Source organism: Sphingomonas sp. BE123, assembly GCF_031456015.1.
Lineage (GTDB): Bacteria > Pseudomonadota > Alphaproteobacteria > Sphingomonadales > Sphingomonadaceae > Sphingomonas.
In genome coordinates, this window is sequence record NZ_JAVDTW010000002.1 from 783,826 (window position 1) to 797,118 (window position 13,293).

General features: G+C 65.2%; 13 protein-coding genes. All 13 read left to right on the forward strand.

What is annotated here, in order from left to right; all coding sequences use genetic code 11:
* Nucleotides 1-63 precede the first annotated feature (63 nt).
* The 13 genes from J2Y54_RS11965 (at nt 64) to J2Y54_RS12025 (ending at nt 13,290) form a co-directional block, all read left to right on the forward strand.
* Nucleotides 64-1,011 (forward strand): tetratricopeptide repeat protein, encoded by a 948-nt coding sequence (locus J2Y54_RS11965; RefSeq protein WP_310039923.1) that lies wholly within the window; start codon nt 64-66, stop codon nt 1,009-1,011.
* Between the two features lie 86 nt (nt 1,012-1,097).
* Nucleotides 1,098-1,790 carry a hypothetical protein gene (locus J2Y54_RS11970; RefSeq protein WP_310039925.1) on the forward strand — a complete coding sequence of 231 codons (693 nt, stop codon included), beginning with the start codon at nt 1,098-1,100 and terminating at the stop codon, nt 1,788-1,790.
* Between the two features lie 15 nt (nt 1,791-1,805).
* Nucleotides 1,806-4,229, forward strand: coding sequence for a caspase family protein (locus J2Y54_RS11975; protein ID WP_310039926.1), 2,424 nt, complete (start codon nt 1,806-1,808; stop codon nt 4,227-4,229).
* 57 nt (nt 4,230-4,286) lie between these two features.
* Nucleotides 4,287-4,787, forward strand: a complete 501-nt coding sequence (locus J2Y54_RS11980) for a hypothetical protein (protein ID WP_310039928.1) — start codon at nt 4,287-4,289, stop codon at nt 4,785-4,787.
* Nucleotides 4,788-5,462: 675 nt separating this feature from the next.
* On the forward strand, nt 5,463-6,068 hold the full coding sequence (locus tag J2Y54_RS11985; protein ID WP_310039930.1) for a DUF4255 domain-containing protein: 606 nt from the start codon (nt 5,463-5,465) through the stop codon (nt 6,066-6,068).
* Complete coding sequence (locus tag J2Y54_RS11990) at nt 6,065-7,267, forward strand: hypothetical protein (RefSeq protein ID WP_310039932.1); 1,203 nt, start codon at nt 6,065-6,067, stop codon at nt 7,265-7,267. The genes J2Y54_RS11985 and J2Y54_RS11990 overlap by 4 nt, the downstream gene beginning before the upstream one ends.
* Nucleotides 7,268-7,346: 79 nt before the next feature.
* The gene (locus J2Y54_RS11995; protein ID WP_310039933.1) at nt 7,347-9,158 is read left to right on the forward strand and encodes a phage tail sheath C-terminal domain-containing protein; all 1,812 of its coding nucleotides are present in this window, start codon (nt 7,347-7,349) and stop codon (nt 9,156-9,158) included.
* A gap of 36 nt (nt 9,159-9,194) precedes the next feature.
* Nucleotides 9,195-9,638: a phage tail protein gene (locus tag J2Y54_RS12000; protein ID WP_310039935.1), complete on the forward strand. Its 444-nt coding sequence runs from the start codon at nt 9,195-9,197 to the stop codon at nt 9,636-9,638.
* 6 nt (nt 9,639-9,644) lie between these two features.
* On the forward strand, nt 9,645-10,142 hold the full coding sequence (locus tag J2Y54_RS12005; protein WP_310039937.1) for a phage tail protein: 498 nt from the start codon (nt 9,645-9,647) through the stop codon (nt 10,140-10,142).
* Nucleotides 10,143-10,165: 23 nt separating this feature from the next.
* Nucleotides 10,166-10,360 (forward strand): DUF5908 family protein, encoded by a 195-nt coding sequence (locus J2Y54_RS12010; protein ID WP_310039940.1) that lies wholly within the window; start codon nt 10,166-10,168, stop codon nt 10,358-10,360.
* Nucleotide 10,361: 1 nt separating this feature from the next.
* Nucleotides 10,362-11,054 (forward strand): hypothetical protein, encoded by a 693-nt coding sequence (locus tag J2Y54_RS12015; protein ID WP_310039942.1) that lies wholly within the window; start codon nt 10,362-10,364, stop codon nt 11,052-11,054.
* The gene (gene vgrG, locus J2Y54_RS12020) at nt 11,051-12,826 is read left to right on the forward strand and encodes a type VI secretion system tip protein VgrG (protein WP_310039944.1); all 1,776 of its coding nucleotides are present in this window, start codon (nt 11,051-11,053) and stop codon (nt 12,824-12,826) included. Before J2Y54_RS12015 ends, vgrG begins: the two co-directional genes overlap by 4 nt.
* Nucleotides 12,823-13,290 carry a GPW/gp25 family protein gene (locus J2Y54_RS12025; protein ID WP_310039946.1) on the forward strand — a complete coding sequence of 156 codons (468 nt, stop codon included), beginning with the start codon at nt 12,823-12,825 and terminating at the stop codon, nt 13,288-13,290. The genes vgrG and J2Y54_RS12025 overlap by 4 nt, the downstream gene beginning before the upstream one ends.
* Nucleotides 13,291-13,293: the final 3 nt, after the last annotated feature.

Sequence of the window (13,293 nt, forward strand, 5' to 3'; positions counted from 1 at the left end):
GCTTCGGTTGCTGCGCTGCTGACGCGTGGGCCGGCGCGGGCGCTTGCGGCCCCAGCGTTGGCGATGGCGGTCTGTTCGGCGGCGGCTGCGCAGGTCAGTGACCCGCTTGCCGGGATCGAAGCGGACGCGCGCGCCGCACTGACGGAATCGCGCGCGGGCAGCGAGGAGCGCGTGGCCGCTCAGGTGACGCTCGCAATCCTGCTTCAGTCCCGCGGGCGCTATCAGGAGGCCGAACCGCTGCTGCGCGATGCGCATGCGCTCGCCATGCGGCGCGAGGGGACGGATAGCGCGGTCGCCGCCTTTATCAGCAGCCGTCTTGCGCTGCAGCTGTTCGTGCTGGATCGGGCGGAGGCTGCCGAACCGCTGTTGCGTCGTGCCGCAACCATCTTGAGCGCGGCGCGCGACGCACCACCGCCATTCGTGGCGATGGTCTTGCTGGACCATGGCCTGGTCCTCGCCCATCTCGGTCGCCATGGCGAGGCGGAGGCGCCGCTGCGTCGTGGCGTCGCACTGGTCGATACCGGCGCGGTCGATGCCGGTCTTGTCCTGCCCGGGGCGTTGCTGGCGCTCGGTACCGCGTTGCGGGCGCGTGGACAGGCGGCGGAAGCCGAACCGGTGTTGCGCCGCGCGCTGACGTTGCATGAGGCGCAGTTCGGTCGCGACCATTTTGCGACCCGCGTCGCTCTGGTCGCGGTCGGTGCCGCACTGCGCGAGCAGGGGCGTGAAGGCGAGGCCGAGCCGTTGTTGCGGCGCGCAGTCTATGCCCATGCAGCGACCGGCATCTGGGACAATTTCGCAGCGATCAGCGCGGCCACCGCGATGGGTCAGCTGACACGACGCCGCAGTCCGGGCGAAGCGCGGGTCTTTTATGCGCGTGCAGCGCTGGGCGCGCAGCGGCGGATTGCGCAGTATCGCGATCATGGTCCGGCGGCACAGGCCGAACTGCGCAGCTTCGCCCCGATCTTTGTCGGTCAGGTCGAGGCGGCGTGGTGGATGGGAGTGCGGAAATGACGGAAATGTCAGACCCTGTCGGTCGCGTCCGCGCTGGAACGCGGGCAGTTTGGCCGAACCGATCCAGCTGGAAGCCTGCCCGACCGATGCGCCTGATCCTTTCCCTTTTCCTCGCCTTTGTTCTTGCCATTCCTCCGGTTGCGGCCGCACCGGTTTCGCATGATGGCCATGTCGATGCGACGGCACCCGATGCGGTGATCGCGCGCGCCGAACTGGTCCGCGACCTGATCGCCCGGGCGCGAATGGCGCGCGATGTCGACATGATGATCGTGGCGGCGCGGATGCTGGGCACGGGCGACTTCGTACTGGTGCGCGCGGAGAATGCACCGATGGTGCTGGGCCGCGCACGTGCCGATGCCGAGCTGCCGGTCACCGCGCCGTCGGCTTTGCTGATCGAAGCGCGCGCCTGGACCGACGGCGATGCCGACAAGCTGGCAGCGATCGAGGCAGCGCTGGCCGAGGCAAGCAAGGGCTTTCTGCCCGCAGCGATCGTCTACACCCATGATCTGCCGGCCGAGCGGACGTTGACGATGCGCGCGCGCGCGGAGGGCGGCCGACTGGCGCTGGTCCGCGTGCGCGGTGATGGCGACGCGGCGCTGGAACTGGCGGTGACCGATGCCAGTGGACGGGTCGCTTGCGTCGATCGGCCGAGCGGAACGTCGGGAATCGCGCGGCGCGACCTGATCTGTCGCTGGACTCCGGGACGCACCGAGGAATATCGTATCACGTTGAAAAACAAGGGCCGTGTCTGGACGCGGACGATATTGGTTTCAAACTGAGGGCGAGGTGGCACGATGGTGAGGCAGTTCATGCTGGCGCTGGGCGCCGTCGCGCTGGTCGCCGCGTCGATGCCGTTCGCGTCGCCGGCGGAAGCACGACCCGCGGCGGAAGCCAAGGGACGGATCCGCGCGGTGATCATCGGCGTGGTCAATTACAAGGACGGCATCGCCTCCCCGATGATCGGCGCGTTCAATGATTCCGTCCTGATCGCCGAGACCTTGCTGCGCGAAGGGGCGAAGGCGCAGGACGTAACGCTGTTGCTCGACCCGCCAACCCCCGAACTGCTGGCAGCGCGCGGCAATCCGCGCATGCGTCAGACACGCGTGAGGCCCGATGCGGTCGGCACCCGGGCCAATATCCTCGCGGCGATGAAGCGGATCGTGGATACGACCCGGCCGGGGGACGAGGTACTGCTCGCCTTTTCCGGGCATGGGATGCAACAGAATGAGGCGGTGCCAGGGTCCGAACCCGACGGGCTCGATGAAGTGTTCCTGCCCTATGACACCGGCCCCGCCAACGGATCCGAAAAGATCCAGAATGCGGTAACCGATGACGAAATCGGCGCGGTGATCGACGCGATCCGGGCGAAGGGCGGCAATGTCACCTATCTCGCGGATTTCTGCCATTCGGGCGACTCCAACCGCGACGCTGCGGGCAAGGACAATGGCGCGCCGACCTCGACCAAATTGGGCCTGAAAGTGAGCCGCAAGTTTGCGACGGTCAGCGACGGCAATTTCGTCCGCGACCTCGCGGTCGAAACGTCAAAGGGCAAGGCGGGCTGGGGCGCCTATGTCGGGCTGCTCGCGGTGCCCTCGGCGCAGCAGGCCAAACAATATCAGGCGCCACGCTATGCCGATCCGCTGGAGCAGGCGGCGCACGGCCTGTTGACCGTCTACGCCATGGCCAATTGGAACAATCCCCGCGTCTATTCCTACCGCGACCTTGCCAACCGCGTGACGGCGGGGATCGACGGGCACAAGGCGCCCCGGCCCGAATTCGACGGCGATCTCGACCGGCCGGTCATGGGCGGATTGATGAAGACTGCGGTGACGGCGCAAGGCGGCGGCAGCTGGGCGGTGTACAAGCCAGCGCGGGTGTTCACCGCGGAAACCAAGTCGACCGATCCGGTCAAGCTTGAGCAGCTGGAGATGAGTGCCGGGCAGCTGCAGGGGGTGGTCGAGGGGACCATCGTTGGTCTTGCGCTGACTTCGCCGGCGGGGGACAAGACGATCCTGTACGGCCGGGTGTCACAAGCTGACGCGTATCGCGCCATTCTGGTGCCGGCCGCCTTTGGCGATATTCCGGCCGAAGCGTGGAATGATGTCCGCGACATTGACGGCAAGCCATTGTCGCGTGAGGTGCGCCTTGTCGCGACGATCGAGCAGCAGCCGGTCCAGCTCGACTATCGCATCGCGCTTCCCGCCGTTCCTGCCAGTCCGAGTGCGGCGCAGGCGGCAGCGCTCGCCGCGCTCAAGGAGATCAAGCCCGCCGACATCGGCGCCAGCTTTGTCCAGCCGGGTGAAGCGGCGGACCTGATCCTCGCCTTTCAGGGCGACCGGCTGGCCCTCACCCAGCCGCCGGGGCAGGTCACCGCTGAGTTCGGCGCGATCGACCTTGCTGCGACGCTCGCCCAGGGCGGGAGCAACCCGACAATCCGCGTGCGCTTCGCGATTGGCGGGGCGCTGGTCAAGGCGACGCGCTTCAGCCGGCTGCAGCGGGTGCTGGCGAGCCCGGCGCTGGCAAGCGGAACGCCGAGCGAAGACCCCGCGCGCAACGTCGCAGTTGAATTCTATGTCGCGCGGCCCAAGGCGCTGGCCGCCGGCGCGGCCTGCCCCGACACCACCGCGGACTATTACGCGGTCGACAAGGATGCACGCCGCGTCGGCGGCGACGGCAGCGAGGCCGGTGGCTTCCGCTTCCAGCGATGCGACTGGCTGTTCGTCAAGGTCACCAACACGGGCAAGACCGACCTTTACGTCAACCCGCTCATCTTCTCGCCCGATGGTGGCATCCTGCTGTTCGACGGACAGGATGGGCGGTTCCAGATCAAGGCCGACAACCCGACCCGGCTGCGCGCGGGCGAAAGCGGTGTGCTGCAGTACAGCCTGACCGATGCCAGCCCGGGTGGCGATCTGCGCGATGATCTGGTGCTGCTCGTCAGCGACGTCACCGACGGCGTTCCGCTCAGCTACGCGCGCCTGGCGCAATGTCCGGTGGTGCCAGGCCCGGAGGACGGCGCAGCCTGTGCCACCGCCGCCGGCCCGACGCTGGCCGGAACGCGCCTGCGCAACAATGGCGGCGCCGGGACCGGGATCGAGGAGCTGATCGATTCCGCGCTGGTCGGATCGACCACGCGCAGCGGTCCGGCCAAAAAACCGACCGCGGTGTCGGCGCTGCGCTTCAGCTGGCAGACGGCGCGCACGGCAGCACAGCAATGATTGCGTCGCTCGGACGAATCGGGCAGTTTCCTGCCATCACTGAAGGGGGACGCAGTGATGGCTGGTTACTGGGCGCGAATTGGTGTTGGCATCGGGTTGATCGCCGCTCCGGCGGGCGCGCAGGAGTCGGCTGCATTAGCGCCCGGCGCGCTGATTAGGACGGACAGTCTGTCGGTCCTGATGGCGGAGGCGGTTGTCGTGGGCGGCAGCGATCCCGACGCGCCGACGCTGTCCCCGCTGCTCGCGCTCAAGGTCGAACAGTGGCAGCTGCTCGGGCGCCCTGCTACCGACGCCGCCACCGATTTCGACCGGTCCGCACTCGCCCTGACGATCGACGCATATCATCCCGGATCTACCGGTGACGGGAGCTTTGTCGCTCCGCGGCTGGATCTGCTGACGCTGGATCGCATGTCGTTGCAGGGGAGCGCCGACTATGCGCGCCGACGCAGCCAAGGCATCAACGCCCGGCTTCAGCTGCGGCTGGACGGACGGGACGACAGTGAGCCGGTGCAGTTGGGCGGCCACCTTGCCCGTGCGGTGAAGCTGCTGGAGCGATAGCGGTCCTCACCCGCTTCTGGATCCGGATTTCCACGACATTGCGCGCGCTGGCTGCGCGCTGGATCCACGGAGCGATCTGGTAGCCGCGCGTTACCGCTTCTGACCTGGCCGTTCGCAGCGGCGCCGGCCGATGGGCGACGCGTGCCTGCGCCCCATAAGCAAGTTGGGCTAAGTCATTGAGCGATAAGATCCATTTCGGATCCATATCGAACAAATCGATCCAAGAAGAACGGATCTCCAATTCCAGTGGCGGTAGATGGCAGCAAGCTATGTTAGCTCGCGCTTAAGCAGAAGAATCGAATGAGTATATTGACTCCGCCGCTGTCAAATATATCGTCAAGCCGAGTCGTGATGAATAAAAAAATATTGGAATACTCCAATATATATTATTGTTATTTGAGCGAATCAAAGACACGGGATCGGTCGGCTAGATCGGCCGCATAATATATTGTTTATCGCAATATCAAATTAAGTTGATCGCGCTCTTAGAGGTTAAATCATTCAGTTTGCAGTGTTGTGCTGACCGATTGATTTGCAGTCGACTTGGCATGGCTTGGTGAATGTCGCCGCTTCGCTTGCTGAGCGCGGCGGAGTGAGCGGCTGGCTTAGTCTCGCATATGTGCTCGTTTTTGCAGTGGTTGGTCGCTGCGATGCAGGGGAAGGGAGAGGCGTGCGATGTCCGACGACCTGATCCGCAATGCGCTCGAGACGATCTGTGCGCTCGCCAACGCCTATCTGGAGAACCTGGATCGTCGTGATGACGCCTGGGTCAGCCTGACCAGCCTGGTCGATCATGGCGGTGCGCTGAACCAGGGTGCTCGCGACAAGATCATTATGTGCGTCTACAACATCACCCGCGAGACGACGATCAGCACCTATCAACCGACGCTGTCGAGCGGGCGAAACATGGACCCCGCCGCCGCGCTGGCCATCGTCTGTCCGCCGCTGTTCATCGATATCCATCTGATGTTCATGGCGAATTTTACCGAGAAGAATTATGGCGACGGATTGGCCGCGCTGTCGCGCCTGATCGCCTATTTCCAGCAGACGCCGTATTACGATTCAGCCAACGCGCCCATGCTGGCGCCCGCCTTCGACAAGCTGACGCTGGAATTCGAAAATCTCAGCCCGGTCGACGTCAATTATGTGATGAGCATGCTGGGCACGCGCTATCTGCCGAGCGCGTTCTACAAGCTGCGAATGATCCCGTTCGCATCGACCGCGATGCAGGGGCGCGCCTATGCGGTCGGGGGAACCGGCATGGCGGAGGGGCGCTCGTGAGCGGCGCGCATGCGGCACCGCGCGGGCGTATGGCAGCGCCGATGGCCGGCCTGCGCACCGGCTATATCACGCTGTTCGACGTGCGGTTCGAACATGGGTTCTACAATGCCGGCGGGGGCGCCTGCCCCGATCTTCGGGTCGTCCCGACGCCCGCTTGCGCCGCGCTGATGCGGCAGCTGAACATGGTGTTCCGCGACCACGGTACCGGCTTTTCCGTGCTGGTGAACGCGGCGCGGGCCGAAGCGATGATCGCATTTCTGCGCAGCAGCTATGCGAACGGGCCGCAAGGGCGGGGTTTCTGGAGCCGGCTGAGCTTCCAGCTGGTGGCGACCAATCCGGGATTTGTCGGAATGACGCGGCTTCCAATCACGACCAATCTGATGACGGACAATCTGCATCTCGACAATCGGTCGGCGAGCGCAGCGGCCGGACGGATGCAGGTCGAGGCCGGCGGCGCCGACGCGCTGGTCCCGCTGGCTGGCACAGGATGGGCGGTGCCCACGCCGGCGGGCCGCACGGCGGCATTGCTCGACCTGTCCGGTGCCCCGGTGGCAGCGCGGACAAGCGTGAGCGACGCGGTGACTCGGTTCGACCTGACCGGCCTGCCCTATGGCCTGTACAGCGTTGCGGTAACCGGCAGAACCGGGCGGCCGATCGCCCCGCGCGGGCCGGGCGCGACCCGGCTTTACCTTCCCCGCACGCCCGTGTCGCTCGCCCTGCTTGACCTGCTGCTGACCCAGCCGGTTCCGGGCGCGGGCGATCCGGCCGCCTATCCGGTTTCGCCGATGGCGGCGCCAGCGGCGCGCGGCGCAGCCACACCGCCAGCAACGATCCGGCCGGTTGCGCTGACGATCGGTTTTCAATCCCGCGCGACATATTGGCATTATTATATCGTGGCGCGAGGGCGCGGCCAGTTCGCCGACGATCTGGCCATTACCGGCGGGGATGTCAGCTTCGCCAAATCGCGCGCGGCGCTGCCCAATGGCGACCGGGCGATCCTGTTCACCGCGGCAACCGCATTGCCGCTGCATCAGCACGCGCCGCAATGTTTTCGACTGAGCGGTCACCGCCAAGGCGCGACCGGCGCGCGTGATCCTATCAGCGTCGCGCGCCTGCCGACCGCGCCGCCCGCGCCGGTCTGGCCCGTCGCGGGCGGCGGGGCGCTGAGCGGGAGTTCCGAAATCTATGTCTATGTCTGAGCCGGAAGGGACACTGGCGCCCTGACTGCAACGCGCGTGCAATCGAGTTCATCCGTCCAGCCGAAGAAGGGATCACGTCATGGCCACAGCGACCAGTTCCTACCTGAACCGCAGTACACCCGGGGTCTATATCACCGAAATCGATGCCTTCGGTTCTTCGATCGTCGGCGTGTCGACCGCAGTCCCGATCTTCATCGGCTATACCGAATTTGCGGGCGATCCGACGACGGGCCAGTCGCTTTACAACACGCCGGTCCAGATTTCGTCGATGACCGAGTTCAACACCTATTTCGGCGGGGCGGCGGTGCAGAATTTCACCGTGACCCAGACTCCGCCGCCGCCCACGCCAGCAAGCGGCGGTGCGGCGACCCCGGCTCCGGTGCCCAGCTTCTACGCCAATTTTACGACCGCTGCGCCGAGCGGTGCCCCCGAGGCGAGCGGTGCCGGGATGAGCGTGACCTCGACCGGCTTCACGCTTGCGCCCGCCGCGCTGCCGAACGAGCCGAACCAGTTCAACCTCTATTGGCAGATGCGGCTGTTCTTCGCGAACGGTGGCGGCAATTGCTATGTGGTGTCGGTGGGCAGCTACTGGGCCAACCAGTTCCCGACGGCGCTGCCCGACCCGGTTCCCGCAGACTGGTTTGCCGGATCGATCGCGGTCGGCGACCCGAGCACGCCGGGCGATGCCGGGCTGCTGGTCGGGATCAACGCTGCGAGCTACGCGGTCGGGCCGACGATGCTGGTCGTGCCCGAAGCCTGCCAGTTGAGCCAGGCCGACTTCTCCAGCGTGGCGATCGCGATGCTGGCGCAGGCCAGCGCGCTGCAGGATCGCGTGGCGATCCTCGACCTGCCCGGATGCATGACGGCAACCAGCTATGAAGCGTTGGTCGCGTGCCAGGATAATCTGTCGACGGCGATCGCGCCGCAGGTGGCGAGCGTCAGCTATGGCGTCGCCTATGCCCCCGCGCTGAATACGTCGGTGGTAACGACATCGGATATCCTGTTCACCAATCTCCTCGCGACCGGCGACGGCGACAATTCGATCGTCAACAACATCCTGACCACCCAGGCCAACCAGCTTTATGGCGGCGCCCAGCTCAAGACGATCCAGGGTGCGATCGCCGCAGCGTTCCCGCTGGGGTCAAGCTTTGGCAGCACGAACACGGTGCAATATTCGGTCGAAGCGAGCGACTATCCGACCCCGACAGCCGATACGCCGGCCGCGCTCGCCCAGTGGCAGACGAGCCTCGACAATCTGCTGCTCAACGCGCTGCCGGTGTTCGCGCAGATCGAGCAGCTGATCGCCAAGACGATGAACATCGCGCCGCCCAGCGGCCTGCTTGCCGGCGTGTGGACCAAGAGCGATGCGCAAAGCGGCGTATGGAATGCGCCGGCCAACATCTCGCTCGCCGGGGTCAATGGGCCGCTCTACAATATGAGCGACGGGGAACAGGCCGGGTTCAACGTGCCGACCAATGGCCAGGCGATTGATGTGCTGCGCGCGATGCCCGGGCGCGGCACGGTGGTGTGGGGCGCGCGGACGCTGGACGGCAACAGCAATGACTATCGCTATGTCCAGGTGCGCCGCACGCTGATCTATGTCGAGCAGTCGATCAAAACTGCGCTGCAATCCTATGTCTTCGCGCCAAACGATGCGACGACCTGGGCGACCGTCACTGCGTCGATCTCCAGTTTCCTCACCGGCCTGTGGCAGCAGGGCGGACTGATGGGGGCCAAGTCGAGCGACGCGTTCACCGTGTCGTGTGGGCTTGGCACGACGATGACGTCGCAGAATGTGCTCGATGGCTACATGATCGTCGCGGTGACGCTGCAGATGATCCATCCGGCCGAGTTCATCGAACTCACCTTCACCCAAACGATGGGCAGCTGATCCGCGCCCGTTTCCCGATTCTGACAGGAGATTGTCATGTCTGCAGAAAACACGACCTGGCCGCTGCCCAAATTCTATTTCTCGGTGACCGGTATCCCCGGAACGCCGGTGTTCCAGGAGGTCACCGGGCTCGAGTCCGAAGCGCAGGTGATCGAGTATCGTGCGGGTAACAGCGCCATCTTTGCGCCGATCAAGATGCCGGGCCTGCAGAAGGTCGGCAATGTCACGATGAAGAAGGGGATCTTCGTCACCGACCAGACGCTCTGGACCTGGTTCAGCTCGATTGCGATGAACACGATCGCGCGGTCGACGATCGTCGTGAACCTGCTCGACGAGACGGGGGCGCCGCGGATGATGTGGACGCTCAACAACGCGTTCCCGACCAAGTTGAGCGGTACCGATCTCAAGTCCGACGGCAATGAGGTCGCGGTCGAGAGCATCGAGATCGCCTATGAGACCCTCAAGGTGTCGATCGCCTGATCCGAAATGGGCGACACCAGCTATTATCCGCCGCCAGCCTTTGCCTTTGCGATCGCGATTGCCTCGGCATCGCAATCGCAGGGGCAGACGGCCATCGACGCCGCCTTTCAGGAAGTCTCGGGGATCGATCCCAAGGTCGAGCTTGAGGAGGTACAGGAAGGTGGCGTCAATAGCCATGTCCACCAATTGCCCGGCGTGACCAAGCATTCGAACCTGGTGCTGAAGCGCGGCTATGTCACCCAGTCATCGGCGCTCGCGCAATGGGCGGAGCAGTCGGTCGGGTCGACGCTGGGCAGTGCGATTCAGACTCAGGTGTTGCTGGTAAGCCTGCTCGATCCGAGCGGCCAGCCGCTGGTGACCTGGACGTTCGACAATGCCTGGCCGGTCAAGTGGGAGGTCGGCCCGTTCGATTCGACCCGCAACGACGTCCTCACCGAGACGCTGGAGGTCGCCTACACGACCGTCACCCGGCAACTGGCTCAGACGCCGGCTGGCGCCGCATGATCCGGACTGCGACAGGATAGAAGATGCCTTTGGAAATCAGTGAGATCGGCGTCCATATCGCCATCGGCCCGACCTTGCCGCCGGGGTCGCGGCCCGCGCCGGAGGGGGGCGCGGCAGGGCCGCCGGGCGAGGCGATGAGCGAGGCGCGGGTCGAGGCGATCGTCCATGCCTGTGTTCAGCAGGTGCTGCGCAACCTGCGCCTGCGCGAGGAACGCTGACATGGCGGTCACCGCGCCGGCCAAGATGATCATCACCGCCTATTCCGACCCCGGCTTCACCAGCAAGGTCGGCGAGCCCTTCACCGTCTGGATCAACCCCGCGAGCTACACGCACCGGACCCAGATCAGCTACAATGACCGTCAGGCGCAGGGGAGCGGCGGCCCGTCGCCCGAGTTCAACCGCGTGGCACAGGAAGAGGTGTCGTTCGAGCTGGTCTTTGATGCAACCGGCGTGATTCCGCCGGCCCAGGGGCAGAGCTACGCCAATGGGGTTGCCGATGCGATCGCCCAGTTCACCACGCTGGCCGTGACGCTGAACGGTGCGATCCACAGTCCCAACTACCTGATCCTCGCCTGGGCCCAGCTGCAGTTTCAGTGCGTGCTGACGAGCATGAACGCCACCTATACCCTGTTCCGCCCGGACGGGACGCCGCTGCGGGCGAAGGTGGCCGTGACATTCGAATCCTTCAGCAGCGAGAGCCAGCTGGCGAAAGAGGCGAACAAGCAGTCGCCGGACATGACCCATCTGGTGACAGTGCAGGCGGGCGACACGCTGCCGCTGCTCTGTTACCGGATCTATGGATCGAGCGGCTATTATCGCGCCGTGGCGCGCTTCAATCGCCTGCTCGGGTTCCGCCGGCTCGCGCCCGGCACGCAACTGCTGTTCCCGCCACTGAGCGGGGGAACGACATGACCGCGCCGTCCCCCGATCAGCTGGCGACGAGCCCGCCGGCCTGCGACATCACCGTCAACGGCGCGGCGCTCGACAGCAGCTATCAGGTGCTGAGCGTGGAAACGTGGAGCGGGGTGAACAAGCTGCCCCGGGCGCGCCTGATACTGTCCGACGGTAGCGCTGCCGACGAAACCTTCGCAATCAGCGAGTCTGCCGCGTTGATCCCCGGCGTCGCGCTGACGATCGCCATCGGCTATGGCGCCAGCCGTACCCAGATTTTCGGCGGAGTCATCGTCCGCCAGGGACTGGAAGCGAGCGTCGATGGCCCCTCCCGCCTGGTGGTCGAGGCGAGCGACAAGGCCATGGCGATGACCATCGCCCGCCAGAACGCGATTTTCGAGAACAGCACCGATAGCGCGATGATCGAAAAGCTGATCAGCGCGGCCGGCCTGTCCCCGGTCGTGACGTCCACTTCCACGCAATACCCGGTCATCGTGCAATATTATGCCACCGCCTGGGATCTGATGATCCTGCGCGCGCAGGCCAATGGGATGGTAGTGACGGTGGCCGATGGCAAGGTGACGGTGGCGCCGCCCAAAACCGATGCCAGCCCGGTCCTGACGCTGACCTATGGTCAGTCGATCCTGGATCTGCGCACCGAGCTGGACGCCGCTCCCCAGCTCGCCGCCAGCGCGATCAGCAGCTTTGGCTGGGATCCGGCGACGCAGGCGCTGGTACAGTCCAGCAGCGCGTCGGCGAGCGTGACAACGCCCGGCAATCTGTCGTCGGCAACGCTGGCCGGAGTCTTCGGGATCAGCCCTTATTGGCAGCAAAGCGGGGGCGAGCTGCAGCAGGCGGAACTGACTGCCTGGTCCTCGGCCGAGTTGATGATGCGAGAGCTTGCGAAGGTCCGTGGCCAGATCCGGTTTCAGGGGAGTGCGCTGGCGGTTCCGGGCGCGATGGTCGCGCTGGCGGGGCTCGGCGCGCGGTTCAACGGCAACGGCTATGTTTCGGCGGTGCATCACCGACTGTCCGAAGGCTTGTGGAAGACGACCGTGGATATCGGACTGTCCCCGGCCAGCTTTGCCGAGACGGCGGCCAATGTCGCTGCTGCCGGCGCGTCGGGCCGGTTGCCGCCGATCAACAATCTCCAAACCGGAATCGTTAAACAGATCGATCAGGATCCGGATGGAGAGTTTCGCGTGCTGGTCACCCTGCCACTGCTTCAGGCGCAGGGCGGGAGCGGCGTGTGGGCGCGGTTCGGCTCCTTCTATGCCTCGAACGGGATCGGATCCAATTTCTACCCCGAAATCGGGGACGAAGTGGTGCTGTCGTTCCTCAACGGCGATCCGCGCTATCCGGTGATACTCGGCAGCCTGTACAGCAAGACGAGGCCGCCGCCCTATCCGCCGACATCGGGGGGCGATGCCGCGCCCAACAACGTCAAGAGCTTCATGACCAAGTCGAAGCTCCACATCGATTTCATCGAAGATTCGCCGGAACTGCTGATCACGACCCCGGCCAAGCAAAGCATCAGCCTCAATGACAAGACCAAGACGGTCACGATCACCGACGCCAATGGCAACAGCATCACGCTGAACGATCATGGCATTACGCTCAACAGCGCGTCGGACATCAGCCTGACGGCAAGCGGCGCGATCAAGCTGAGCGCGGGGAGCGATGTCACGATCAGTGCGTCGGCGTCGCTGACCGCATCTGCCAGCGCCTCGGCCAAGCTCACGGCCGACGGCGCGGTGCAGATCAAGGGCGCGACCGTGGCACTCAATCCATGACCCGCAGCCGCTTCCTCCCACCGGCTCAGGTTGGCCAATCCTACCCGCCGGTCGAGCCCGCGTTTCTGGGGCGCGGCTGGGGCTTTCCCCCCACGTTCGACCGGGTGGCCTGTACCGTCGCGATGGCGAGCGGCGACACCGATATCCGGCAGAGCCTGTGGATCATCCTGTCCACGCGCCTGGGCGAGCGGACCATGCTTGCCACCTTCGGCTGCGATCTTGAGGCCATGTTGTTCACCAGCCTGACCACGACGACCGCCAATGCGATCGCGACGATGGTCACGCGGGCGATTACCGAATGGGAACCGCGCGTGACGGTGGAGGCAGTGAGCGTGACCGAAGCCGAGCTTGCCGGCTGGCTCGACATCACGATCGTCTACATCGTCCGCCAGACCAATTCGCGCAGCAATCTCGTCTTTCCCTTCTACCGGCTGGAGGCAACATTGCCTCCGCCAGTGGCATGAGGA